Here is a 25,430-nt window from a genome sequence, read left to right as displayed (position 1 = left end):
AGAGAGACAGAGGTTGCGAGATGTCAGGGACTGAAGGTAATTGCCCCAGGCAGCGTAACCGTCTTGCCCGGCGCGGGAACCGTGCCGCAGCGTGCGGCGAGTCGGTTGGCGACCGCATCGAATGCGGCGTTGCCCGATGACACGATCGAATAGGAGACGAGCGAACCAGTCGCGCTGAATGTCGCGTGATAGCCGATGTGCGCCCTGCGCGGAGACTGCGCTTCCGGATAGGCGTTGGCTGCCGCTCTCTGCATGCACGCGTGAAACACATTGGCGATCGCCGAAGGCGTAGCGCCGACCGGAGTGGGCGCGCGCGCCGCCGGAGCGTCGACGCGGGGCCCGCTCGCCCTAGTGCGCTCCGCCGCCGGCCGCGGCTCGTGGCGCGGTCGCTCCTTTTCGACTTTCGGCTTTGGAGCTGGCTTCGGCGGCGGCGGCTTCACTTGCGGAAGCGGCTCGACCGCCTCCGGCGCGGGCGGCGGCGGCTCCGGCAGGTCGGGCTCGGCAGGCGGAGGCGTTTCCTCCTCCGGCGTCTCGTCCACCGGAATCGGCGCGAGCTCGATCACGCTCAGCTCTTCGACGGGCTTGTTGTCGACGCTGAAGCCGACCGACACGATCGCCGCGAAGGCGAGCGCATAAAGAATGACGGCGCCGCAACGCGCGGCGTAATTCGCGCGCGGGGGCGACGCTCGCAGAAGGCCCTGCGCTCCCGACGCGTCGTCATCGAAAGCAAGCTCTTGGAGGGGCGGAGCATATCTCGCCGCGGTCGCCAACGACATCGATCAATTCCCCCTTGCCGAATGTGAGAGTCATTACACAATATAAATCCTATCGATGCAATAGGCTTATTTACGAGACGCGTCTCGGTGGGGCGAATTGACGGCGCCGAGAAGCCTGTCGCGACGAAGGGACAAAGGAGCTGTTCCCCTTTGTCCCTTCGAGCCTCGTCATCGATCGAGCGAGCGCGTTTGCGCACGGCGCACACATCCGACAATCGCGGTTGCGTCCGATCTCCGATCACTCGAGCTTCACGCGCAGGGTCCCGCCGAACCAGCGCGGATCGCCGAAGTTCATCGAATTCGGCGAGCTGCCCGTCGACATCGCGATATTGGTGCGATAGCGCTCGTCGAAGAGGTTCTTCACCCAGAAGAAGAGATTATAGCGATCGTCGTCGGTGCGAACGCCGATGCCGGCGTTGACGAGCGTATACGGCCTCTGCTCCAGCTTGTAGATCGACCAGGGCGTCGTGAATGGCGTCGTGTCCTTCCACGCGGCATTGACATAAGTGTAGGCGGTGACCGGCTGATCGAAGCCGGCGTCTCTGAAAGCCGCGCCGAGCGGATGATCATAGCTGAAGCCGACATTGAAAGACAAAGGCGAGACGCCGGTCGCCTTGGTGCCCGAGAGATCGAGGAATGCGGGCGCGCCCGTGAACTGCCAATCGGCCGGTCGCGGGCCCTTCTTGTGATCGATATAGCGAACCTCGGTGAGCGCGCCGGAGAAGGTCAGCCAGAAGCGCTCGAACGGACTCCATTTCCCGTCGAATTCGACGCCGCGAAAGCGGACATGTCCGATATTGCCGAGATAGGTGTTGGTGATTGGAACGCCGGCTGCGTCGACGTAATCCGTGTTGACGAGCGTCGTCTGGAAATTGAACGTGTCCTGCCAATAGAGATTGGCGTTGAGGACGAGCTTGCCGTCGAGCCAGTTGGTCTTGGCGCCGAGCTCATAATCCCAGGTGATCTCCGGCTTGATGATGACCGGTTGAAAGCCTACGTAATTGCGGGCGCCGTCGAGAATGGGAAGCGCATTGGTGTTGACCGCGCCGGATTTTTCGCCCCGCGCGACAGAGCCATACACCAGGATGTTCTCATTGTAGCGATAGGACGGATTGATGAGCCCGGACAGCGAATTATTGTCCTTCCACTGCCCCCCCGAATCGAACAGCGCGATGCCGCCCTTGGCCTGCGCGACCGCCGCCAGCGTCTGCTGCACCGTGAAAGCGGGATTGAAGCCGCTCACCCATCCGAAGTCGGAGCCGGTCTTGATTTCATAAGTGTCGCGCAAGCCGAGGGTCACGGCCAATTGCTCGTCGATATGCCAGGTTCCCTGGCCGAAGCCCGCGAAGCTCGTCGTCGTCGCCTTGCCGTCTTGATGCGCGACCACGCCGTTCAAGAGGGCGGGATTGGCGTTGATGTCATTGGCGTACCATTGCGCGGAGTCGGAGCCGAAATCGTCATGGCGATTGGACCAGATCATTTCGCGCAGGCCGTAGAAGCCCACCTGCCATTCGAATATCTGCTCCTTCGGCGAGGCGAGGCGTAGCTCCTGCGAATATTGGTCGACATAAGTGTCGAAGGCGGTGGACACGATCTCCAGCTCGTTGCCATAGGCGGATCCGAGCGAGTTGCGCGGATGGAGAATGAACTCTCGCCATGCGCTCACCGAGGTGACAGTGTTCTCGCCCAGCTGAAAATTGATCTCGTTCGAGAGCCCATGCGTGCGCTGATCGAGATTGCCGAGACGGGTGAGATAGGGGCTATAGGGATCGAAGCCGAGAATGGGCTTGCCGAGGCGGCTCGCGACATTCTGGCTGAACTGCCGCGCCGGCGCGCCATTGGCGAAATAGGGAATGGAGTCCCCCCAAAGGGCGGTATAATTATTGTATTCGTCGGAGCGCAGCCGCTCGAAGATGAGCCGGTCGGTGAAATTGTCGCCGGTGTAGAGGAGCTGCCCGCGGACGCCCCAGCGATTATTATTAAGGAGGCCGGCTCCCGTGACCTTGTCGTGGATGAAGCCGCCGCTCTTGTCGAGAAAGAACGTGACGCGATAGGCGAGCGTGTCCTCGATGAGCGGACCGGTGACGTTGAGCTTCTCGATGATGCGGCCGCGATTGCCGAAGGATGTCTCCAATGTCGCAGAGCGCGTGAAGGACGGCAGCTGCGTGTGGATCACCACGGCGCCGGCGGTCGTGTTCTTGCCGAGCAGCGTGCCTTGCGGACCGCGCGCCACTTCCAAGGATTGAAGGTCGACATAATCGGCCCATTGAAAGCCGGTGTGCGTGTAGAAGACATTGTCGACGATGAAGCCGACCGCGCTCTCGGCGCCGTCGGCGCTGGTGAACGCGCCGGAGGTGCCGCGGATATTTGCGCCCGATCCACGCGGATTGCCGACGAAGAAGCCGAAATTCGGAACCTTCTGGCCGAACTCCTGCAGCCTTTCGATATGTTCGCGATCGGCCGTCTTGCCGCCGACGACGGCGACGGGCTGCGGCACGTCCTGCGCCTTTTCCTCTCGGTGACGCGCCGTCACCTTGACTTCCTCCACTTGCGCATCCTCGGCGCTGGCCGAAGGCGCGATCGCTCCGAGGATCACGCCGCTCAACACTGCGCAGGGGACGAAACGCACGCTGGACAAAAGCCGCTCACGATACGATGCACCGACCATCCCACTCTCCGTCGCCAGTATATCTACTTAGTTTGTAGCTATACTAGCTGCGGTCAAGCCCAAAGTCATCGACGGGCGCGCGGAATCGGAAAGCAAAGCGGAGAATCTCGCCGGCCGTTGCGAACGCGACACACTCGACGCAAAAAAGATCGCGCGACGCGCGATCTAAAAAGTTCATCGGGGAGGGAGTCGCATCTTCAGAAAGCGTCGGCATTCGCCTCGGCGACAGGGACGAAGGAACTCGCGACAGCGAAGACCGCCGCGACGACGAGCACGAGCGCCATCGCCGCCACGAGGCGGGAATGGGCGATCTCGTCTTGCGCCGGAACCTTATGGGCCGCCTTGCGGCCGGTGATCATGGCGCGCACGAGATTGTCGCGCTTGATGAACACATGCGCCAGCACCGCGGCGACATGCGCCGCGACCGCCGCCGCCAACAGATAAAAGCCGCGCGCGTGCAGCGATGTGAGCGCGAGGCTTGTTTCCTTGCCGATCAGCCCGGCGAACGGGCCGGCATTGAAGATCTCGTCGTCCGAGAACAACCCCAGCCCGGCCTGTGCGCCGAGTCCGAGCAGAAGCGCCACGACCATCAGAGCGCCGAGTGGATTATGTCCGGCGTAGGCGGTCGGCGCGCCCCGCGCCAAGCGACGCAGATAGCGCAGCGTCTCTCCGAGCGGCGTTACGAAGCTCGCAAATCGCGCATGCTTGGTCCCGAAAAATCCCCAGAGAATGCGAAAAGCGACCAGCGCGAGAACGCCGTATCCGAACCGGACATGCCAGTCGAACCAGGCGACGCCGAGCTTATTGGTAATGAAAGCGCCGACGAACGAGATCACCAGAGACCAGTGAACGAGCCGCACCGGGAGATCCCAGACGAGTCGCGTCGTCCGGGGCGGCGCCTCGGCCGCCGACTGGGCTTGCGGTCTCTGCTCGTCGATGATGGTCATTCGCCGGTCGCGCGCGTTATTTCAGCTTGTAGGAATCATGGCAGCCTTTGCAGTCCTGCCCGAGCGAGGCGACCGCCGCCTTGAAGCCGTCCGTCGCGCCCTTCTCATTGGCGACCGTCTGCTCGAACGCGCGGGCGTTCGCCTTGAACGCCGCGAGCTTCTTCTCGAAGTCCGCACGATTGGTCCAGGCGTCGCCTTTCGCCTTGCTGGCCGGCTCTCCGAGATTGGAATCTTCCGGAAATGCGTCATCGAGAAAATTGACGAGGAAGCCGATGCGAGAGGCGCGCTTCTTCGCCTCGGCTTCGTCATAGGGCGCGGCGCCCTTGGCCGCCGCTCCGAACCAGCGGAAGGAATTGCCGATGAGAGTGAACGCCGCTCTGCGATTCTCGACGGCGATCTTCGCGGCGGACGGACCGGCGGGCGCCTGCGCGGTCTGAGCAAAGGACGAGGCTGCGAGGCCGAGGCAGACGACAGCCATTCCACTCGTGACGAACAGGCGTGCGCGTTTCGAAGACAAGTCCATAATCGTTCCTTCTCTCGGTGAAGCAGATCAGCGTGGATGCTCGCTTCGCCATTTGCGGACGAATGCGAGCGTCGCCGCCACATGTTCGAGCGGATCGGCGGAAACCAGCGCGAGGCCGATCTTGCCGTCGGGCGTGACAACATAGGAGATGCGGTCCGACACGGTCGCGCCACTCGGTATCGGACGATCACGCTTGGCGTCATAGGCCTCGATCACCGTGAGATTGGGATCGGCGGCCACGGGGAATTTGTCGCGGCACTCCTTGGTCGAAAAATCGATCTGCGTCGCGATCGTATCCGCCGACACTCCGACGAGCGAAGCGCCCGCGGCGGCGAAATTGTCGTAATTATCGGCGAATTCGTGCGCCTCGATCGTGCAGCCGCGCGTGAAGGACTTCGGATAGAAGTAGAGAACCACGGGCCCTTGCTTCAATCTTTCGGCGAGCGAGAAGACGAATTCCTTGCCGCCGATCGCAGCGGCGGTGGTGAAATCCGGCGCCGCTGCGCCCTGCTTCAACGCCGCCGAGGCCGGCGACGCCGCGAGGCTCGCGCAGAGCGCCGAGAGCAGCGCGCCGTCGCGCAGCGTTCCGATCATTTGGCGCCTCCCGCAGCGGCGGATGGCGCTTCGGTCGAGGATGTGGCGGTCTTCGGTGGAGGAGGCGTGATTTTCGTCAAGGTTCCGCCTTCGTCCTGATAGTCGAGAACGCCGATCGCGCCGACCACGCGATAGCCGAGGCCGGTGAGAATATCGCCGACCGCTCCGGCGCGATGCGCGCGGTTGGACACGGTGACGATGAGCCGATCGCGTGGAATGAAGGACAGGCTTTTCTGCACATCGGCGGTTTGAATGCTGAGATAGACGGGGAAGCCGCCGTTTTTGGTGAGCTCGTCGGGACGGCGGATATCGAGGACCAGCAAATTCTCCGGCTTGGCGGCCAGCGCGTCGAAGGCCGCGCGGTTGAGGCGAAGCGTCTTGTAGGTGTAGGCGGGATCATTGGCCGGAGTCACGGCCGGCGCGGCGGCGGCGGTCGGCGGCGCCGGAGCGTCTGCGGCCTCGGCGGCCGCGGCGGAGAGTAGGAGGGAGATGAGCAGCGTCGGCGCTCGCATCGATTCGACCTTTCTCTTGCGTGGTGATTACGCCCGAAGATGGGCGTTGAAGAAATCGACGGAGCGTTTCCAGGCGAGCGCGGCGGCGGCCTGATCATAGCGCGGAGTCGTATCATTGTTGAAGCCGTGCTGAACGCCCGGATAGATGAAAGTTTGGTAATGCGTTCCCGCGGCTTTGAGCGCCGCTTCATAGGCCGGCCAGCCGGCGTTGATGCGTTCGTCGCTCTCGGCATAATGGATGAGCAGCGGCGCTTTGATCTTCGCCACCTCCTCGGCAGCGGGCTGCGCGCCATAGAACGGCACGCCTGCCGCGAGATCGGGAAGCTTCGTCGCGAGAAAATTCACGACGCCGCCGCCATAGCAAAAGCCGATCGCGCCCACCTTGCCGTTGCCGATCGGGCAATTCTTCAGTGCGCCATAAGCGGCGATGAAGTCGTTGCGCGTCTTCGCCTGATCGAGCTGCGGAAACAGCGCGCGCGCCTTGTCTTCGTCGCCGGGATAGCCGCCGAGCGGCGCGAGCGCGTCCGGCGCGAGAACGACGAAATTCTCGAGCGCGAGGCGGCGGGCGATATCCTCGATATGGGGATTGAGCCCGCGGTTCTCGTGAATCACCAGCACGGTCGGCAGCTTGCCCTCGACCTTCGCCGGATGGACGAAATAGCCCTTCACTTTTCCATATCCATCGGGTGATGGAATTTCGAGCGTCTCGCCAGCGATGCGCGGGTCGTTTTTCTCGACTTGCGCCGCTTCGGCGAAGCGCGGCAGCAGCTCGTCGAGAAAGGCTCCCGCCGCCGCGGCGCCGATCGTCAGCCGCTTCGCGCCGTCGACGAAGCCGCGGCGATCGATGTCGCCATGCACGAACTGATCGAACAGCTTCAAAACGTCCGGCGGAAAATCACGCGCAGTCTTCCTCGTCATGGTTCGTCTCGCTTCGGTTTCATCGGGCCAGGCGGGGTTTGTAGAGTTCGTGGCAGGATTTGCAGACCTGCGTCGTATCGCGCGCGGCGGCGGCCGCAGAGTCGAAATCGCCTTTTTCGACGTTGCGCAGCACCACATCGACGAGCTTCGAGCCGTCGCGGGAGATCGCCACAGCGTCCGCGACGCCTTTCTTGCCGAAATAGTCTTCCGTATAGCGGAAACCCTCGAGCAGGATGGCGGCGTCTTCCTTGGCCGCCGACGCATTCTGGGCGGTGATGTCCGGCTCGAAGAACTTGATGGTTCTGTCGAGATCGCGCATCAGATCGTCGTCGTAATCATGAAGGTCCAACGCCAGCGCAGGAGTCGCGAGGACGAGGACGAAAGATCCGACGCGCAGAAGCATGTTGCGATAGCTTGTCTTGTTTTTCATGTCGTAACAAACATGGAGACCGGAGGACGCGGCGCCCCGCCATGGATCGCGCCATCGAGGACGAAACGATCGGCGGAGGCCGGAGAAGAGCGCGGACGACGCCGTCGTCCCTCCCCGGCGCTGGGCTCAGGCGAGAATGTCGCCGACGACCTTTCCGTAGACGACCGTCGGACGTTCGGCGCGTCCGGCGCGATGATAGATCGTCTTCAGATGATCGAGGCCGAGAAGCTGCAGCACGGTCGCGTGCAGATCATAAGTGTCGACCGGATTTTCGACCGTCTTCAAGCCGAGCTCGTCGGTGCGTCCATAAGTGAGGCCGTGCTTGATTCCGCCGCCAGCGAGCCATTGCGTATAGCCCCACGGATTGTGGTCGCGGCCGTCGCCGCTCTGGCCATAGGGCGTGCGTCCGAATTCAGAGGTCCACACGACGAGCGTCTGATCGAGCAGGCCGCGGGCCTCGAGATCGGCGAGCAGGCCTGCGACCGGCTTGTCGATCGCGCGCGTATGGGCCGAGTGATTTTTCTCGAGCTGGCGATGCGCGTCCCAGCTCCGATCATCGTCGCCCGCCTGCTCGACTGGCCCCGACACCACATGGACGAAGCGCACATTGCGCTCCACGAGGCGGCGCGCGCGCAGCAGCACGGTGCCCATGTCCTGGGTCGCGTCCTGGTCGATACCGTAGAGCGCCTTGGTCGCGGCGGACTCCTTCGCGAGATCGACCGCCTCCGGCGCCGTCGCCTCCATGCGATAGGCGAGATCATAGGAATTGGTGCGCGCGGCGAGCTCGGAATCCTCCGGACGCGCTGCGGACCGCAGATCATTGAGCGTCTTGAGGAGATCGAGGCTCTCGCGCTGCTGCTGCAGGCCGATCAGCTCCGGCGGCGCCTGATAGAGGATCGGCTGCGCGCCGGGGCGGAACGCCGTGCCCTGATAGACGGCCGGCAGGAAGCCCGAGCTCCAATTCACCGAGCCGGCGCGCGGCTCACGCTTTCCGCCATAAAGCACGACGTAAGGCGGCAGATCGGGATTGGCGGCGCCGAGCGCATAGGCCACCCAGGAGCCGAGCGACGGACGTCCAGGATTCACATCGCCCGTGTTGAGCTTCAAGATCGAAATATCATGCGTCGCGCCGATGGTGACGCTGGACTTGATGAAAGTGAGCTTGTCGGCGTGCTGCGCGAGATTGGGCAGCCAATCGGAGAACCAGGCGCCGCTCTCGCCATATTGCTTCCATGTGCGCTTGGAGGCGAACAGCTTGCCGACGCCGCCCTGCGTGCTGGTCTTGATCCCTTCGAGGAAGGAGGCGGGAATCTCCTGTCCCGCGAGCCGCTCGAGCTCGGGCTTGTAGTCATAGAGATCGATCGTGCTGGGCGCGCCGTCCATATGCAGCCAGATCACCGATTTCACCTTGGCGGGGAAATGCGGCTCCTTGCGCGCGAGCGGGTCGAGGAAAGCGGCCGCATTGGCCTGCGGCGCGCCGAACCAGCCGCCGCCGGGCATCATTCCGCCGACGGCGAAGCCGCCGACGCCATAGGCCGCATTGCGCAGCCATTCGCGACGTGTAGTCTTGATGAGCATCCGGATTCCCTCCTATCGAGGAGCCTTTTCAGAAGCGGTAGACGAAATCATTGCTGTTCACGACGGTATGCACGAGATCGACGAAGGCCGATGCGCGCAGCGGATCGACGAATTTGGCCTTCACGATCGGCAAGGCCAGCGAGAGCTTGCCGTCCTCTCCTTTGCCGGCGATCGTGCTGCGATGCCGATCGAGAAAGGCGAGCAGAGCCGAGCGCTCGGCGTCCGAAGGCTTGCGGCCGAACAGCACGAGATAGAGCCTGTCGATCTGCGCCGTTTCGTCGGCGCCGGCCTCTTCGATCACGCGTCCGGCGAGCGCCTGCGACCATTCGAACACGATGTCGCTGTTGTAGAGCGTCAGCGCCTGCAGCGGCGTCGTGGTGACGTCACGCTTGCTGTGGATCTGCTGCGAATTTGCCATGTCGAAGGTTTCGAGCAGCGGATAGGGCAGGCTTCGCCGCGTGAAGATGTAGAGGCTGCGGCGGTTGAAATCCTTCTTGTCTTTGGCCGTCGTCCAGGACGGATCGAAGTTGAAGTTGCCGCCGCCGGTCAGATTGGCCGGAATGGGCGGAAACACGCTCGGGCCGCCGATCTGCTCGTTCAGCTTGCCCGAGGCGACGAGAATCGAGTCGCGAATTTCTTCCGCTTCGAGTCGCTTGCGCGGGAACACGGCGACGAGCTTGTTGTCGGGGTCGGCCTTGGCGACATCCTCGCGATGGGCGGAGGATTGACGATAGGTGGAGGAGAGAAGAATTGCGCGATGCAATTTCTTCACGCTCCAGCCGTCCTGCACGAAGCTGTAGGCCAGGAAATCGAGCAGCTCCTGATTGGTCGGCTTGTCGCCGGCCTTGCCGAAGTCGCTCACCGTGCCGACGATGCCCTTGCCGAAATATTGGTTCCACACGCGATTGACGAACACGCGCGCGGTGAGCGGATTTCTGTCGCTCACGAGCCAATCGGCGAGCGCCGTGCGGCGGCCGGACGATGTCGCGGTCGGCTTGATGTTCGGCTTCTCGCTGGTCAACGCCTCCGGAAAGGCTGGCGGCACTTCTTCGAGCGGCTTCTCGTGATTGCCGACGAAGAGAACATGAGTCGGCGGCGCGTCGCTGTGGCCGAGCTCGGTCGCCGCGGTGTAGTTGAGAGAGCCCTTGGTCGGACGCAAATTTTGAAACTTGCGCAGCTCGGCGGTGAGCTTCAGATATTCCTCGGCCTTCTTGACGATCTCCGCATTGTGATCCGGCGAGGTCTTGTCGTCCGCTGTGTAGCGCAGATAGGCTCCGAGCTGAGTGTCGTCGGTCACCGCGTCGAGCCGATGATTGACCCAGCGATCGAGCGCGGTCCATTGATCCTTCGGCTTGAAGATCGACTCGCGGCTGTCGGTGAGATAGCGCTCCTTGTGATATTTGTACGCCGCCTCGCGGACCGAATCGATAATCTCTTTCTGACGGGCGCGGATGGCCTTGGTCGCCTCGTCGTAGATCGCCCGTTCCTTCTCGAAGGCGGTCTCCACCTCGCCTTTGCGGGCGGAGATTTTCTCATCGAAGGCGGTATTGGCGAAAAACGCCTGCAGCGAAAAATAGTCCTTCTGCGTGAACTTGTCGCTCTTGTGATTGTGGCAGCGCGCGCAGCCGACCGTCGTGCCGAGGATCGCCTGACCGACCGTGTCGGTCATGTCGGTCGTGATCTGATATTTGCGCTGCACGAGGTCGCGCGAATTGCTGTTGTCCGGATAGCCGGCGAGAAACCCGGTCGCGACCAGCACGTCCTGATTGCCCGGCGCGATCTCGTCGCCCGCGATCTGCTCGCGGATGAATTGCGAATAGGGCTTGTCCTCGTTGAAGGCCTTGATCACATAGTCGCGATAGCGAAACATGTTCGGCCGCGCAGTGTCGTTCTGAAAGCCCGAGCTGTCCGCATAGCGGGCGAGATCCAGCCAGAAGCGAGCCTGACGCTCTCCGTAGCGCGGCGAGGCGAGGAGCCGGTCGATCACTTTCTCATAGGCCTCGGGGCTCTGATCCTCGACGAAGGCGACGACCTCCTCCGGCGTCGGAATAACTCCCCAGGCGTCGAGCGTCGCGCGGCGGATGAAGGTCGCGCGATCGGTATCCGGCGACGGCGTCAGTCCGTTGGCGCGGATCTTGGCGAGAACGAATGCGTCGAGGGGCGAACGCACCCATTGCTTCTGGTCGACGGCCGGAATGGCGGGCGCTTGAACGGGCTGCCAGGCCCAATGGAGCCTGGCTGCGCGCGCCGGCGGCTCACTGGCGGCGCCGGGAGAGGCGGACTTGTTTTCTTCGGCGAGGGCGAGGACGCTCGCCGAGGCGCTCAGCAGCAAAGTGAACGCGGATCGTCTCAGGGTCTTCGTCATATGCGCGCAACCTCGATCGGTTCGAAAAGGCTTGGAGTTTCTTCGGCGACATGGGGCGCCGCGCTCGCAGAGAGAGGTCTCTTTGTGGCGGGCAGTCGGCAAACTCTAGGCTCGAATTCGTATAATGTCTACCTATTAGATAGGTATAAAACAAAAAATCCTCGGGGCCTACGGAGCGGCCGCGCACGACGCGCGGCCCCTCGACGTCGGCGCTCGGCTGCCGATCAGAGAGAAGATGTGCGAGGGGGCGGGGCTTTGCGGCGAGGGCTGGCGCGCGCTTTCAAATGTGATAGCAGAGCGGAATGGTCTCGGCCAATTCGCAGGCGCGCGCGAGCGTGCAATTGTCGAGCACGCCGGACAGCGCGCGCTGGGCGTCGCGCATCACCAGCCTCACCGCGCAGCGCTCGACATTGCCGCAGTCGTCACACGGGCGATAGCGGGTCTTGCTGGCGCAGGGCAGCGGGGCGAGCGGGCCGTCGAGCGCGCGAACGATATCGCCGACGGTGATTTGGTCCGCCGGCCGGGCGAGCGTATATCCGCCGCCCTTTCCCATTTTCGAGACGACATAGCCGCAGTTGCGCAGCTCGCAGAGGATCGCGTCGAGGAATTTTTTCGGGATGTTCTGAGTCGTCGCGATCTCCAGCACGGGCACAGGGCGCCCGGGAGCAAATCGCGCGAGATGCGCCATCGCCTTGAGGCCGTATTTGCCCTTTTTGGTCAACAAAGCGCCGCTCTCCGTCTATGAAGACCATAGACTATGAAAGCTTCATGGGCAACCTCTCCCGCGAAGCGGGGGAGGGCCGGGGTGGGGCGCTCACGCACGAACGCGGGCGGCGCCTCCGCTCTGCAGGCGCAGCAGCGCGGCGACGAGCGCGTCGACATCCGCGCAAGTGTTGTAGAAGGCGAGCGAGGGACGCACGGTCGCCTCGAGGCCGAAGCGGCGCAGTATCGGCTGCGCGCAATGATGCCCGGCGCGCACGGCGATTCCTTCACGGTCGAGCGCCTTGCCCACGTCCTCGGTGCGGTGGCCGTCGAGCACGAAGGAGAGCACGCTGGCCTTCTCCGCCGCCGTGCCGATGAATTTCAGCCCCGGCACGAGCCGCATCTTCTCGGTCGCGTAGACGAGCAGGTCGTGCTCATAGCGGGCGATGATCTCCATGCCGATCGATTCGACATAATCGAGCGCGGCGCCGAGGCCGACGGCGTCGGCGATATTGCCGGTGCCCGCCTCGAAGCGCTCGGGCGCCCCCTGATAGATGGTCTTCTCGAAGGTGACGTCGGCGATCATATTGCCGCCGCCCTGCCAGGGCGGCATATCGGCGAGGACCTCGTCCCTGCCATAGACGACGCCGATGCCGGTCGGGCCGAACACCTTATGACCGGAGAAGACGAAGAAATCGCAGCCGATCGCCGGCATGTCGACCGGCATATGCGAGACCGACTGCGCGCCGTCGATCAGCACGCGCGCGCCATGGCGATGCGCCATCGCCGTGATGTCGCGTACGGGCGTCACCGTGCCGAGCGCATTGGAAACCTGCGTCACCGCGACGATGCGCGTCTTGGGGTTCAGCAGCTTCTCGTATTCCTCGAGAATGATCTGGCCGCGATCATCCACCGGCGCGACGCGCAGCCGCGCGCCTTTTTCGGCGCAGAGCTGCTGCCAGGGCACGATATTGGCGTGATGCTCGAGAAAGGAGACGACGATCTCGTCGCCCGCCTGCACATTGCGCCGGCCCCAGGCCTGCGCGACGAGATTGATCGCTTCCGTCGCTCCGCGCACGAAGATGATGTTCTTCACCGACGGCGCTTTCAGGAAGCGCCGCACCTTCTCGCGCGCCGCCTCATAGGCGTCGGTCGATCGCGCCGCCAGCGCATGAGCGGCGCGATGGATGTTGGAGTTCTCATATTCGTAGAAATGCGCGAGCCGGTCGATGACCGCCTGCGGCTTCTGCGTGGTGGCGGCGTTGTCGAGCCAGACCAGCGGCTTGCCGTGCACCTGCTGCTGCAGGATCGGGAAGTCGCGTTTCACGGCGTAAGGATCGAACGCGCCGCGGCTCGCCGGCGCATGGGCGACGAGCTGCGGCGCAAAGCCCTGCGGCTCCTCCGCAGCGGGGACCGGCGCGGCGGGGACCGCCCCGACGCGGTCCAGGAAATAAAGAGAGTCGGTCGCCGCCGGTCCGGCCGCGCCCGGCGCGAAACTGCGCTCCTGGCCGGAGAGAGCCGGCAGGGCGATGTTCGGGGTCCCGAGCGCGACGCTATCGGAGAGGCGATGCGGATCGGCTGCCGACGGGCCCGAATAGGCGAAGGTCTCCGGCGCGGCGCCGGGAGCGCCGGCGCCGCCCGCTGCCGGCGCGTCGACGTCATGGCGGTCGACGAGCGAGAGGGACGGGTCGGACGGGGCGGCGACGGGCGACCGATCATGCAGAAAATAGAGATTGTCGGCCGGCGTGGCTTTCACGCCTCCCGGAACCGAGCCCGGATCATAGCCGCCATAGGGCGCCGGCGCCTGCACGGGCGACGCGCCGCCGAGCGGAGTCAAAGAGCCGGGGATCGCCGAATAGTCGATCGTCGCCGCGGCCGGGCTGCCCGGCTCGAAGGCGCCGGCCGATGCGCCCGGCTGCGGAACATCCGAGAGGCCATAGGGCGGAACCGCCGGTTGCAGGCCGATCGGCGCGGAAGGCGCGGAGAGATTGGGCGTCGGCGCCATGGAGGGGATCGTCGTCGGCGGAAGATCGGGCGGGCCCAGAGGCGGGCGCGCCGGCGCGAGCGGCGCGACGCTGGTGACGACGGAGGGCGCCGGCGCTTCGGGCAGCATGGGCGGCACGATCGGCGCGCCGGGCGAGAGCGTCGTCGGCTGCTCATCGGGCGAGGCCTGGAAAAAGGCGTTGGCGATGCGGGCGATCATGGCCGGATCGGGAAAGGCCGGCGCGCCATGGCGCGTCAGAGCCTCTTGCGACGGCGCGTCCGGAGACGTCGCGCCGAAACCCGCGGGCTGGGAAAGCGCAGAAGACATGATCGCTCTCTTAAGTAGCAGTCTCGACAATGCGCGCGCCGGCGACGCGGCCGCCAGCGCATCGGCGTCAGACATATTTGTCGGGATAATCGTGATATTTGCCGACCTCGACGCCCTCGAGCACGCCGAGCGCGTCATGCGTCAGCACGGCCGCCGAGCAATAGAGCGAGATGAGATAGGAGGCGATCGCCTTGCGGTTGATGCCCATGAAGCGCACCGAGAGGCTCGGCGCCACCTCGCCCGGAATGCCCGGCTGGAACAGGCCGATGACGCCCTGCTTCTTCTCGCCCGTGCGCAGCAGCAGAATATTGGTCTTGCCCGCCTCGTCGATGAACAGCTTGTCGCTCGGCACCAGCGGCAGGCCGCGCCAGGTGAGGAAGGGCGAGCCGAACAAGGTCACGGTCGGCGGCGGCACGCCGCGGCGCGTGCATTCGCGGCCGAAGGAGGCGATGGCGCGCGGATGGGCGAGGAAAAAGGCCGGCTCCTTCCAGACGCGGGCGATGAGCTCGTCGAGGTCGTCGGGCGTGGGAGCGCCCGTGCGCGTCCTGATCTTCATCGACGGATGCGCATTGGCGAGCAATCCATATTCCGGATTGTTGATGAGCTCGCTCTCCTGCTTCTCCTTGACCTTTTCGGTGAGCAGACGAACCTGCTCCTGAATCTGATCGTAGGGATGGCTGTAGAGATCGGAGACGCGCGTCTGCACGTCTAGAACCGTGGTCACCGCATTCATCGAATATTCGCGCGGATGATCCTCGTAATCGACGAAGGTCTCGGGCAGATCGGCGTCGCGGTCGCGGGCCGGGCTGCAGGTCACGTCGGCGTCGGTGAGCGCGCGATCCTCGCGCACGCGGTTGAGGCGATAAATGCCGGCCTCGACCGGCGTCCATGGCAGGAAGGACACGAGCCAGCGCGGCGTTATGCCCGACCATTGCGCTCTCGTCTTCGTCGCATTGGCGAGCTGACGGGCCGCGGATTCGCTCAGCGTCCGTCGGACTTCGGGTTCGGTGGTCATTGAATCATACCTCGGGGCGATTGAACGAGGCGCCCGGCGCCGGCGGATGCTCGCCGCGCGGCGCCGAATAACGTCCGGCCGTCATCGAAAGGAGCGGCGATTTGGACGCCGCTCGTCATCCCTACGAGATTGCCCCGCGGCGATCAATAGTATTCGTAGTAGAAAATTATTCTACATTTGCAATGTTCTTCAAATATATTTGGTTTGTATACGTCTATCAAAACGGTCTACTGCTCGGACTGTCCGAGGCCGGCGCCGCCGCTTCACCCCTCCTCGTCGGCGTCCGTATAGGACATGACGAGATAGACCGTCGCCGGAACGACGCCGAGATTGCGATAGCTGTGCGGCACGTCGGCGAGGAAATCGACGGCGTCGCCTTCGTCGAGCTGCACCGCCGGCTCTCGTCCGACGACGACCTCGATCGAGCCGCGCGCGACGACGAGATTTTCCTTGGTGCCCGGCGCATGGGCCTCGGAGCGCTCGAGGTGATTGGGTCCGATGGTGAGGTGATAGAATTCGACCGGCCGGCGGCAGTCATAGGGGTAGAGCGCGCGCGAGACGAAGGCCCCGCCGACGGACTCGACCGCCTGCGGCTCGCTTTTGCGGATCACGAGCACGCCCTGGCGTTCCTTGGAGGCGACGAGGCTGCCGAAGGGAACGCCGAGCGCATTGGCGATGCGCCAGAGATGGCCGAGCGAAGGAGCCTGACGTCCGGCGGCGATCCGCGCGAGCTCGTCCCCTTCTATGCCGCTCTGCTCGGACAGGCGGGCCAGCGAGCGTCCACGGCGATTGAGCAGCCGCTCGAGCCGTTCCGCGACCGTCCGCGACAGCCGCTCCGGAGACGAACGATCGCGCCTGAAGAGTCCACCCGCCACTCGAGTCATCCATTTTTCCTCTTGTCTAAGCGGAGTATCTGGAATGGGCGCACCGCGGTCAAGCGCGAAAATCTCCTTTAATATTGCGCAATGCCTCGGCTGCTGCTGAAATCATACCCTTGCAGTTGATATAAATGCTGCTAGCATGCGACATCCTCGAACGGATGGATCGAACATGAGCAAATTCTTCGCCCGCAATCTGGCTCTCCTTTCGCTCGGCGTCGCCTTCATCGCCTCCCCCGCGGCGCGAGCCGAGCTGCCGGCGCATAAATTCCTGCCGCTCACCGCCGCCCTCGCGGTCGCGCAAGGCGCTCATGACGCTTGCGTCGCCCAGGGATATCGCGTGTCCGTCACGATCGTCGGCGCGGAAGGGCAAGCGCTCGTCTCGCTTCGCGGCGACGGCGCCTCTCCGCACACGCTCGAGAACAGCCAGCGCAAGGCCTATACCTCGCGCACCTTCCGCGCGCCGTCCGGCGATATCGCCCAAAGGGTGAAGGACAATCCGAGCCTCGGCCTCGTTCATCTTTCCGGCGTCATCGCCATTGCGGGCGCGCTGCCGATCAAGGCCGGCGAGGAGACCATCGGCGCGGTCGGCGTCTCGGGCGCTCCGGGCGGCGACAAGGACGAGGCTTGCGCCAAGGCCGGAATCGACAAGATCGCGGATCAGCTGAAGTGAACGCCCGTTTCGGCGACGGGACGAAGCCGGCCGAGGCCGGGGACGCGCAAAGCGCGGCGGTCGATCAGGTCGTCGATGCGCTGCGCGCTCTGCGCAAGACCTCGCAGAAGCGTCGCTACAAGGGCGGCGTGCTTCCCGAGCTTCCCTCGCGCGCGGCGATGGCCGACATCGTCGCGGATCTCGTCGCCGTTCTCTATCCACGCCACTTCGGCCCCTCGCATCTCACCGTCGAGACCGTCGACGCTTTCGTGTCGACGACGCTGAAGCGCGCGCTGCACGCGCTGACCGAGCAGATCCGCAAGGAGCTGCTGCTCTTTGCGGAAGGGGAGGAGAGCGGGGAGGAAGAGCGAGACGCAAAGCGGATATCGGACGCCTTCCTCGGCGCATTGCCGAAAGTCCGCTCGCTCCTCGACACCGACATACGCGCCGCCTTCGACGGCGATCCGGCGGCGCGCAGCCTCGACGAGATCGTGTTCTGCTATCCCGGAATCGCCGCGGTCACGCGCCATCGCCTCGCCCATGAGCTGTTTTCGCTCGGCGCGCCCATGCTCGCGCGCATCGTCGCCGAGATCGCGCATTCCGAGACCGGCATCGACATTCACCCCGGCGCCGAGATCGACGCGAGCTTCTTCATCGATCACGGCGCCGGCGTCGTGATCGGCGAGACGGCGCGCATCGGCAAGCGCGTGCGGCTCTATCAGGGCGTCACGCTCGGAGCGAAACGCTTCGAGGCGGATGCGAGCGGCGCGCTCGTCAAAGGCCGCCCCCGTCACCCGATCGTGGAGGACGATGTGGTCGTCTACGCCGGCGCGACCATCCTCGGGCGCATCACCATCGGCCGGGGATCGTCGGTCGGGGGCAATGTCTGGCTCACGCACAGCGTTCCGCCGGGGAGCAACATCACCCAGGCGCGCGCCATCGAGACCTTCGACAATGGCGGCGGGATATGAGGCTGCGGCTTTCGACGATTTTCCATTGCGTCGTGTTCACGCTCGCGCTTTCCGACTTCGCCGAGGCGCAGACCGCGCCTCTGCTCAGCGGCGCGCAGGCCTTTTCCGACTGGCGCGCCGATGCGCCGGGCGTGCGACGAAAAATTTCGAACGGCGACCTGCCCGCTCCTTACGCCAGCGATCCCGCCGCCTCTCGCTCGCAAGTGGCCGCGCGGCCCGAGGCCGCGCAGCCGAACACGCTGCCGGGCTTCATGGCGAACGTCGTCGCCGCCGATCTCCAAGGCCCGCGCGTCATTCGCGTCGCGCCGAACGGCGACGTGTTCGTCGTCGAGAGCACTGGCGGACGCGTGCGCGCCTTCCGGCTCGACGCGAGCGGCTCCAAGCCGGAGACGGATCGCGTTTTCGCGCGCGACCTCGAGCGGCCTTCCGGCCTCGCCTTCTATCCGCCCGGTCCCGATCCGAGATGGCTTTATGTCGCGACGGTTTCGGAGGTGCGGCGCTATCCTTATCGGCCGGGCGAGCTGGTCGCGGCCGGCCCGGCGGAGATCGTCGTCTCGGATTTGCCGCGAGACGGACATTGGACCCGCGACATCGTCTTCTCGCCGGACGGCAAGACGCTCTTCGTCGCGGTCGGCTCTCGCTCGAATGTCGCCGAAGGACATTCGCAGCCATCGCCCGAGCAGGTCGCCGCGCTCGAGAAGGCGAATGGCGTCGGCGCGAGCGACGGCGTGGAGCTGCTGCGAGCCGATGTGCTCGCCTTCGATCCGGACGGCGGTCACAAGCGGGTGTTCGCGACCGGTCTGCGCAACTGTTCCGGGATGGCCTTCCGCCCGCCGACCGACGAGCTCTGGTGCGTCGTCAACGAGCGCGACATGATCGGCGACGATCTGCCGCCCGATTACGCCACGAGGGTCCGCGAGGGCGCCTTCTACGGCTGGCCCTGGCTTTATATCGGCGATCATGTCGATCCGCGTCATGCGGGCGAGCGGCCGGATCTCGCCGGTCGGGCGACCGTGCCGGACCTATTGATTCAACCGCATTCGGCGCCGCTCGGCATCGCGTTCTACGACGGCGGCCAGTTTCCGTCCGATTATGCGGGCGATGCGTTCATCGCTCTGCACGGGTCCTGGAACCGCGCCAAGCGCACGGGCTACAAGATCATCCGGCTCATATTCGAGAATGGGAGAGCGACCGGCGAATATCAGGATTTCCTGACTGGCTTCGTGCTGGACGATGCGCGGGTCTGGGGCCGTCCGGTGTCGCTGGCCGTGGCGAAGGATGGCGCGCTGCTCTTCACCGAGGATGCGAATGGCGTTATCTGGCGTGTCTCTCATTCGACGCAATGAACACAACCGAGTCTCGGGGCGGCTCTCTCGCCATGCCGCGCGCTGCGCGAGCGCGGCTACAAACTTGCGTCGGCGAACATGAAGGGCGCCGCCCCTCTCTCGACCGGAGCGTCCCGTCGCCGCCTCAAAAAATTCCCTCGATCCGGCGCAACGCCGGGGCGGCGAAATCGATGAAGGCGCGGACGGTCGGGCGTAGATATTTGGATGAGGGATAGACGAGAAAGAATTCCGTCGGCTCGATCTCGTAATCGGGCAGCACGCGGACCAGCCGCCCCTGCGCCAGATCCTCCGCGACGAGCAGCAGCTGCGCGGTTCCGACGCCCCTGCCGGCTTTCAGCGCGTCGAGCAGCACCTGCGCATTATTGGTGGTCAGCTTCGGCCGCAGGGGAATTGCGGTTCTCTCCTTCCCCCTGCGCAGCGGCAGCGCGTCGCCCCGCAGCGAAGCATTGGTGACGATGACGTCGGCTTCGCTCAGCTCCTCGCAGCGCCGCACCGGCCCGTGGCGTGCGAGATAATCGGGCGAGGCGACGAGGATGCGCCGGCTGTAGCCGATGCGGCGCATGACGAGGCGCCGATCCGCCGGCCGCTCCATGCGCAGAGCGAGATCGACATTCTCCTGAACGAGGTCGATCGGATGATTGTCCAGGAAGAGCTCGACGCGCACGCGCGGATGGCGATCCTGGAATTGCATCACGAGCCCGTGCAAATGGCGCTCGCCGATGCAAGCCGGCCCGTGCAGGCGCAGGCGTCCCTCGATCGCGCCGCCGTCGCCGCGAACGCCCTCGATCGCCGCGTCGATCAGCGCCAGCCCGCCGCCCGCCGCCTCATAGAGCGCGGCGCCTTGCGGCGTGAGGCGGAGGACGCGCGCGCCGCGCTCGACGAGCTTCGCGCCCACATGATTTTCCAGATTGCGCAGCAGCTTGCTGACGGCGGGTTGCGACACGCCGAGATCGGTCGCCGCGGCCGTCATCGAGCCGCGCTCGACGGAGCGGACGAAGGCGCGAAGTGCGGCGGCGAGGTCCATGCATTCTCAATGGTTATGGAAGTCATGCCGGCATGACGAATAGACCGGGCGAAAGAGATCGACAACTCTGGCGGCGACAGAGGGCGGTCAGCCTCCTCTTCCGGGGAGGGGGGCGCTGTCGCTCGCGGAAAGAAGGAAATCACATGAAGCGCCGCGCGTTTCTCACTGGCGTGACGGGCGCCGCCTTGCTCGGGCCGGCTCTCGCCGATTTCTCTCCGGCGATGCTTCCGGCAGGCGGCGTGAGCCGGTTCGCCGAGGTCAATGGCGTTCGGCTGCATTATGTCGTCGCCGGCGTCGGTCCGACGGTCGTCTTGCTGCATGGCTGGCCGCAGACCTGGCTCGCGTGGAAAGGCGCGATGGAGCGGCTCGCCGCGCGTTTCACGCTGATCGCCCCCGATCTCAGAGGCGTCGGCCTGTCGGAGCGCACGCCGGCGGGCTATGACAAGCGGACGATTGCGGCCGATATCGCCGCGCTCATTGCCGATGTCGCGGGCGGGCGCGCGCATGTGGTCGGTCACGACATGGGCGGGAAAGCCGCCTTCGTGCTCGCTCATCTCTACCCGCTGCGCGTCGAGAAGCTCGTCCTCGTCGATTGTCTCCTGCCCGGCACGGAGAATATGGACGCGGCGCATGGCGGCGCCTGGCATTACGGCTTCCACATGGCTCCCGACATTCCCGAGCTGCTGACCAAGGGGCGGGAGAGGGAGTATATCGCCGCGCAGATTCGCGCCTGGTCGCATCGCAAGGACGCCGTCTCCGAGGCGTCGATCGCCGAATTCTCCCGCCATTATGCGACGCCGGGCGGCATGACGGCGGGCTTTGCTCTCTACCGGGCGCTGCCGGAGGACGCCCGGCTCGCCGCGTCCCTCGCCGGGAACAAGCTCGCCATGCCGGTAATGACGATCGCCGGCCGCCATGGCGTCGGGCCGCGGCTCGCAGAGGCGGTCGGGCGGCAGGCGAGCGATCTCACCGCCGAGATCGCCGAGGACAGCGGGCATTTCGTCGCCGAGGAGGCGCCGGAGTTCTTCTGCGATCGCCTCGCCCGCTTTCTCGCGAGCTGAGCGCTTCATTCGCCGCCGTGCAGAGGTCTCTCCTCCATCCGCGCGAGGAACAGACAGCTCGCCAATAGGAACAGCGCGCCGATTCCGAGCGCCGCGCGGAAGGCGGCGCGCAGAGTGTCCGGCTCGGCGGGCGCGGCGGAGGGGCCGCCGCCGATCACGATGGCGCCGAAGATCGCCACGATGAACACGCCGCCGAGCTGACGCGAGAATTGCGTCACCGCCGTCGCTGTGCCGATATTATGCGCCGGAACCGCGTTCTGCACCGAGACGGTCGTCACCGGCAGCATGGCGCCGACGCCGAGCCCGGCCACCGCCAGCAGCGCGTCGAGCGCGACGAGCGATAAAGAATCGAGCCAGAGCCAGAGCGCCGCCATGGCGACGGTCGCGGCGGCGAGGCCGACCAGCGGCGCCGCTTTGTAATGGCGGGTGCGGCTCATCAGCCGGCCGGCGATCGTCGCCCCCGCCACCGTGGCGACGGTGAGCGGAATGAGCGCGAGGCCGGACCGGTCGGCGGTGAGCCCGAGCGCGCCTTCGAAATAGATCGGCAGGAACATGGACAGAGCGACAAAGGTCCCGAGCCCGAAGGCGCCCGAGAGCGTCGCGTCGCGCACCACGGCGTCGCCGAGCACGGCGAGCGGGATCAGCGGCTCCTCGGCCGCGCGGGTGCGCCAGGCGAACAGCGCCCAGGCCGCCCCGGCCGCCGCCAGCAGCGAGAGGATCGGGGCCGAGCTCCAGGCGTAGCGCTCGCCGCCCCAGGAGAGGGCCAGCTGCGTCGCGCTGGAGCCGATGACGAGCAGCAGCGCGCCGGCGATGTCGAGCCGATGCGGATGTCGGCGCTGCCGCACGCGGCCGAGATGAAACCAGCTCATGCAGAAGGCCAGGACGCCGAGCGGAACATTGATCCAGAAGATCAGCGACCAGTGCAGATGCTCGGAGAACACGCCGCCGAGCGCCGGCCCGCCGACGCTGGCGGCGATGAAGACGACGGAAAAATAGGTCATCACCCGCCCGCGCTCGCGCGGCGCGACGAGATCGGCGATGACGGTCTGCGCCAGAGCGATGAGCCCGCCCCCGCCCAGGCCCTGCACGCCGCGGGCGAGCGCCAGCAGGCTCATGCTGGGCGCGAGCGCGCAGAAGATCGAGCCGGCGACGAAAGTGGCGACGCCGATCAGCAGCATGGCGCGCGCGCCGTGAATATCGGCGAGCTTGCCATAGAGCGGCGTCACCGCGGTGGAGGCGACGAGATAGGCGGTGACGATCCAGGGCAGATGAGCGAAATCGCCGAGATCGGCGGCGATGGTCGGCATGGCGGTGGCGACGATGGACTGGTCCAGCGCCGAGAGCAGCATGGCGAGGCCGAGGCCGACCATGATCTGAATCAGCTCGGCTCTCGTCAGCGCGCTGCGCGTGAGCTCCGTCGGCGGCTTGTTCACTCGTGTCTCGTCCTTCTTGCGCGGCGCCGCACAATAGCCGTCCCGCGCCCGTCGCGCTAAGCAGAAAAAGCGTCGGGCCGCGCGCGTTTCGGAAGGCGCGACAGGGCGCGCGGCATCGTCTAGAAAAGGGCCGGGCGGAACGCCCTTCGCCACAGTCGCACCGGAGGCCGCTGCATGCGCAATCAACTTCCCTTCGCCGTCCTCTCCGCCGCCGAGCCGGCGAGCGGGGGCTTTGCCCTCACGAGCTCGGACATCGCCGACGGCGCGACCATCGACCGAACATTCGCCTTCGACGGCTTCGGGGGCGGCGGCGGCAATGTCTCGCCCGGCTTCGCCTGGAGCGAGCCGCCGGCGGGAACCAAGAGCTTCGCTCTGTTCTGCCATGATCCAGACGCGCCGACCGGCGGCGCCGGCTTCTGGCACTGGCTCGTCGTCGACATTCCGGCCACGGCGCGCGCGCTGACGCAGGGCGCGGGGACGCCGGACGGCGCCGGCCTGCCGGCGGGGGCGAAGCAGATTCGCACCGATTACGGCTTTTCCGCCTGGGGCGGTCCCTGCCCGCCGGTGGGCGATCCGCCGCATCGCTATGTCTTCACCCTCTATGCGCTGGGCGTCGACGCGATCGCGGCGCCGGAGGGCGCGACGGCCTCGCTCGTCGGCTTCCTCGTCAATCAGAACGTCCTCGCCAAGGCGAGCCTCACCGGCCTCTATGGCCGCTGACGCGGGCCGGAGACGCTTTCCGTTCCGGGCAAAGGGCGAGGGCTCTGGCGGTGCGCTCTGATTCTGCCGTCGCGCCCTGATCTTGTTGAGCCTTTGCGGAGTTATCATATCAAGCGCGATGGCGGCGGGACGACGACGCGGCGTGAAGCGCCGTCGCGACATCCGCGGGCGGCGAAGCTGCCCTCGTCCGCAGCCGTTTCTGCTTATTTTTAAGGCGTCGAAAAGAGAACTTGCGTGCAATCAGCGCAGATTAGAGGCAGTTTCAATTTCGCCTGAACTGAGCTATGTTAGAGGTTCGTCTTCGGTCACGCTACGTCGCTCTCTCGAGCGGCGCGGCGCGAGAGCTGGAGTGTCGGGAAATGGATCGGCTGTCGTACCAGCTCTATGAGATGATGCATCTGGCTTTCGCGCCGGCGCGCGCGGTGTCGGACGCGACGCTGACGACCTTCACCAGCCCGTTCAATCCTTTCGCGCACACATCCATCGGCCGCAGCGTCGCTGCGGCGGCGGAGTTGTTCGAGCGGATGACGCGCCGCTACAGCAAGCCCACCTTCGGACTGAAGGAGACGACGGTTCACGGCCTCGTCACCCCGATCCGGGAAGAGGTGCTGTGGGAGCGCCCATTCTGCAGCCTTGTGCATTTCCGGCGCCAGATCGCGGAAGGCGCGCCGCGCCAGTCGAAGCTGCTCATCGTCGCGCCCATGTCCGGCCATTATGCGACGCTGCTGCGCGGCACGGTCGAAGCATTCCTGCCGAGCCATGACGTCTACATCACCGATTGGTCCAACGCCCGCGCCGTTCCGAGCGAGCGCGGCGTCTTCGGCCTCGACGACTACATCGACTATCTCGTCGAGATGATGCGCCTCTTGTCGAAGCGCGGCGACGGCGTTCCGCTGCACACGCTCGGCGTTTGCCAGGCCTCGGTGCCGCTGATCTGCGCCGTGGCGGCGCTCGAGGGCGAGGGCGGCAAGGATGCGCCGGAGTCCATGGTGCTGATGGGCGGTCCGATCGATCCGCGCCGCAGCCCGACCGCGGTCAACCGCCTCGCCGTGGAGCGCGGCGTCGACTGGTTCCACCGCAACTGCATCCACACCGTGCCGTTCCCGCATGCGGGCCTCGGGCGCAGCGTCTATCCCGGTTTTCTGCAGCTTTCGGGCTTCATGGCGATGAATCTCGAGCGCCATGTGGCCGCTCATCTCGACATGTTCAACCATCTCGTCGAAGGTGATGGCGATTCGGCCGAGAAGCATCGCGATTTTTACGACGAATATCTCGCCGTCATGGACCTCGACGCCGAGTTCTACCTCGAGACGGTCGAGAAGGTGTTCATCCGCCACGAGGTTCCGCAGGGGGACCTGCGTCATCGCGGCGAGATCATCGATCTCTCGGCGATCCAGCGCACCGCGCTGCTCACGGTCGAGGGCGAGAAGGACGATATTTCCGGCGTCGGCCAGACCTATGCGGCGCAGGAGCTCTGCGCGAATGTTCCCGAAGGGCGCAAGCAGCACTATCTGCAAGAGGGCGTCGGCCATTACGGCGTGTTCAACGGCTCACGCTTCCGCAAGGAGATCGCGCCGCGCATCCGCGATTTTCTGGCGAGGGTCGAGCGGGCGGACAGCTGACGGGCGCCGCTGCTCGCCCCGCGCGACCGATCGTCAGAGCCTCCCCCCTCGAGGGCTACCGCGTGCACACATCTTGGAATGCGCAGCGCCGTCATGGCCGGGCGTGTCCCGGCCCTCCACGCCGAGCCACTGAGATATTTTTGCAAAGCGCCAGCGCACTGCGAATGTCTCGTTTTTGCGCCAAGTCGCGGAGACTGTCGCCGCGGCGTCGACGCCGCGCATGAATTTGCGAGAAACCTCGGCGTTGCGGCGTGGATGGCCGGGACAAGCCCACGGCTGTCCGGTTCAAGATAGGCATAGTATTATTTCGTATTGGCGTGGGTCCGGCTTGTTATTCGGCGTCGGCGCGCGCATGTCGACGACGCTCTTGCGATGCATGAGGTT

The 25,430-nt window shown here is 65.3% G+C and carries 22 protein-coding genes; 6 read left to right on the top strand and 16 right to left on the bottom strand.

The genetic code is table 11. The features are described 5' to 3' along the window. Positions 1–23 precede the first annotated feature (23 nt). The 14 genes from K3F48_RS13800 to K3F48_RS13735 all read right to left on the bottom strand — a co-directional run bounded on the left by K3F48_RS13800 (position 24) and on the right by K3F48_RS13735 (position 16,223). Positions 24–776: a hypothetical protein gene (locus K3F48_RS13800; protein ID WP_222576019.1), complete on the bottom strand. Its 753-nt coding sequence runs from the start codon at positions 774–776 to the stop codon at positions 24–26. Between the two features lie 238 nt (positions 777–1,014). Continuing rightward, positions 1,015–3,444: a TonB-dependent receptor gene (locus K3F48_RS13795; RefSeq protein ID WP_222576018.1), complete on the bottom strand. Its 2,430-nt coding sequence runs from the start codon at positions 3,442–3,444 to the stop codon at positions 1,015–1,017. A 197-nt stretch (positions 3,445–3,641) separates the two neighbouring features. After that, positions 3,642–4,391 carry a cytochrome b/b6 domain-containing protein gene (locus K3F48_RS13790; protein ID WP_222576017.1) on the bottom strand — a complete coding sequence of 250 codons (750 nt, stop codon included), beginning with the start codon at positions 4,389–4,391 and terminating at the stop codon, positions 3,642–3,644. A 16-nt stretch (positions 4,392–4,407) separates the two neighbouring features. Beyond that, on the bottom strand, positions 4,408–4,869 hold the full coding sequence (locus tag K3F48_RS13785) for a cytochrome c (RefSeq protein WP_255609009.1): 462 nt from the start codon (positions 4,867–4,869) through the stop codon (positions 4,408–4,410). A gap of 72 nt (positions 4,870–4,941) precedes the next feature. Beyond that, a complete protein-coding gene (locus K3F48_RS13780; protein WP_222576015.1) occupies positions 4,942–5,508 on the bottom strand; it encodes a peroxiredoxin in 567 nt (188 codons plus the stop codon). Continuing rightward, positions 5,505–6,020: a rhodanese-like domain-containing protein gene (locus tag K3F48_RS13775; RefSeq protein WP_222576014.1), complete on the bottom strand. Its 516-nt coding sequence runs from the start codon at positions 6,018–6,020 to the stop codon at positions 5,505–5,507. Before K3F48_RS13775 ends, K3F48_RS13780 begins: the two co-directional genes overlap by 4 nt. A 27-nt stretch (positions 6,021–6,047) precedes the next feature. Continuing rightward, positions 6,048–6,938 (bottom strand): dienelactone hydrolase family protein, encoded by an 891-nt coding sequence (locus K3F48_RS13770; RefSeq protein ID WP_222576013.1) that lies wholly within the window; start codon positions 6,936–6,938, stop codon positions 6,048–6,050. Between the two features lie 19 nt (positions 6,939–6,957). After that, positions 6,958–7,368 carry a hypothetical protein gene (locus K3F48_RS13765; protein WP_255609008.1) on the bottom strand — a complete coding sequence of 137 codons (411 nt, stop codon included), beginning with the start codon at positions 7,366–7,368 and terminating at the stop codon, positions 6,958–6,960. A gap of 126 nt (positions 7,369–7,494) precedes the next feature. Next, complete coding sequence (locus K3F48_RS13760) at positions 7,495–8,946, bottom strand: DUF1501 domain-containing protein (RefSeq protein ID WP_222576012.1); 1,452 nt, start codon at positions 8,944–8,946, stop codon at positions 7,495–7,497. A 28-nt stretch (positions 8,947–8,974) separates the two neighbouring features. Further along, positions 8,975–11,311 (bottom strand): DUF1549 and DUF1553 domain-containing protein, encoded by a 2,337-nt coding sequence (locus tag K3F48_RS13755; RefSeq protein WP_222576011.1) that lies wholly within the window; start codon positions 11,309–11,311, stop codon positions 8,975–8,977. Between the two features lie 280 nt (positions 11,312–11,591). Then, positions 11,592–12,035, bottom strand: a complete 444-nt coding sequence (locus K3F48_RS13750; RefSeq protein ID WP_222576010.1) for an Rrf2 family transcriptional regulator — start codon at positions 12,033–12,035, stop codon at positions 11,592–11,594. Between the two features lie 90 nt (positions 12,036–12,125). Continuing rightward, positions 12,126–14,324: a family 2A encapsulin nanocompartment cargo protein cysteine desulfurase gene (locus K3F48_RS13745; RefSeq protein WP_222576009.1), complete on the bottom strand. Its 2,199-nt coding sequence runs from the start codon at positions 14,322–14,324 to the stop codon at positions 12,126–12,128. Between the two features lie 67 nt (positions 14,325–14,391). Beyond that, positions 14,392–15,339, bottom strand: a complete 948-nt coding sequence (locus K3F48_RS13740; protein WP_222576008.1) for a family 2A encapsulin nanocompartment shell protein — start codon at positions 15,337–15,339, stop codon at positions 14,392–14,394. Positions 15,340–15,602: 263 nt separating this feature from the next. After that, positions 15,603–16,223 (bottom strand): helix-turn-helix domain-containing protein, encoded by a 621-nt coding sequence (locus K3F48_RS13735; protein ID WP_255609004.1) that lies wholly within the window; start codon positions 16,221–16,223, stop codon positions 15,603–15,605. 166 nt (positions 16,224–16,389) lie between these two features. Here K3F48_RS13735 and K3F48_RS13730 point away from each other — a divergent pair, with 166 nt between their 5' ends. Genes K3F48_RS13730 through K3F48_RS13720 form a run of 3 tightly spaced genes read left to right on the top strand, consistent with a single transcriptional unit; the run spans position 16,390 to position 19,186 of the window. After that, a complete protein-coding gene (locus K3F48_RS13730; protein ID WP_222576007.1) occupies positions 16,390–16,890 on the top strand; it encodes a heme-binding protein in 501 nt (166 codons plus the stop codon). Further along, on the top strand, positions 16,887–17,840 hold the full coding sequence (gene epsC / locus K3F48_RS13725) for a serine O-acetyltransferase EpsC (RefSeq protein ID WP_222576006.1): 954 nt from the start codon (positions 16,887–16,889) through the stop codon (positions 17,838–17,840). The genes K3F48_RS13730 and epsC overlap by 4 nt, the downstream gene beginning before the upstream one ends. After that, a complete protein-coding gene (locus K3F48_RS13720) occupies positions 17,837–19,186 on the top strand; it encodes a sorbosone dehydrogenase family protein (RefSeq protein ID WP_222576005.1) in 1,350 nt (449 codons plus the stop codon). The genes epsC and K3F48_RS13720 overlap by 4 nt, the downstream gene beginning before the upstream one ends. Before the next feature lie 124 nt (positions 19,187–19,310). On the opposite strand, the gene K3F48_RS13715 is transcribed toward K3F48_RS13720, so the two are convergent. Then, the gene (locus tag K3F48_RS13715; protein ID WP_222576004.1) at positions 19,311–20,210 is read right to left on the bottom strand and encodes a LysR family transcriptional regulator; all 900 of its coding nucleotides are present in this window, start codon (positions 20,208–20,210) and stop codon (positions 19,311–19,313) included. 143 nt (positions 20,211–20,353) lie between these two features. Here K3F48_RS13715 and K3F48_RS13710 point away from each other — a divergent pair, with 143 nt between their 5' ends. Beyond that, positions 20,354–21,271, top strand: coding sequence for an alpha/beta fold hydrolase (locus tag K3F48_RS13710; protein WP_222576003.1), 918 nt, complete (start codon positions 20,354–20,356; stop codon positions 21,269–21,271). A 5-nt stretch (positions 21,272–21,276) separates the two neighbouring features. Here K3F48_RS13710 and K3F48_RS13705 read toward each other — a convergent pair whose 3' ends face one another. After that, positions 21,277–22,704: an MDR family MFS transporter gene (locus tag K3F48_RS13705; protein ID WP_222576002.1), complete on the bottom strand. Its 1,428-nt coding sequence runs from the start codon at positions 22,702–22,704 to the stop codon at positions 21,277–21,279. 174 nt (positions 22,705–22,878) lie between these two features. Between K3F48_RS13705 and K3F48_RS13700 the strand changes: the two genes are divergently transcribed. Both K3F48_RS13700 and K3F48_RS13695 read left to right on the top strand, forming a co-directional pair. Beyond that, on the top strand, positions 22,879–23,424 hold the full coding sequence (locus K3F48_RS13700) for a YbhB/YbcL family Raf kinase inhibitor-like protein (RefSeq protein WP_222576001.1): 546 nt from the start codon (positions 22,879–22,881) through the stop codon (positions 23,422–23,424). Positions 23,425–23,783: 359 nt separating this feature from the next. After that, positions 23,784–25,046, top strand: coding sequence for a polyhydroxyalkanoate depolymerase (locus K3F48_RS13695; protein WP_222576000.1), 1,263 nt, complete (start codon positions 23,784–23,786; stop codon positions 25,044–25,046). Positions 25,047–25,430 lie beyond the last annotated feature (384 nt).

The sequence above is a fragment of the Methylosinus sp. Sm6 genome, assembly GCF_019802345.1.
GTDB lineage: Bacteria > Pseudomonadota > Alphaproteobacteria > Rhizobiales > Beijerinckiaceae > Methylosinus.
This window is presented reverse-complemented; position numbering and strand designations above follow the sequence as displayed.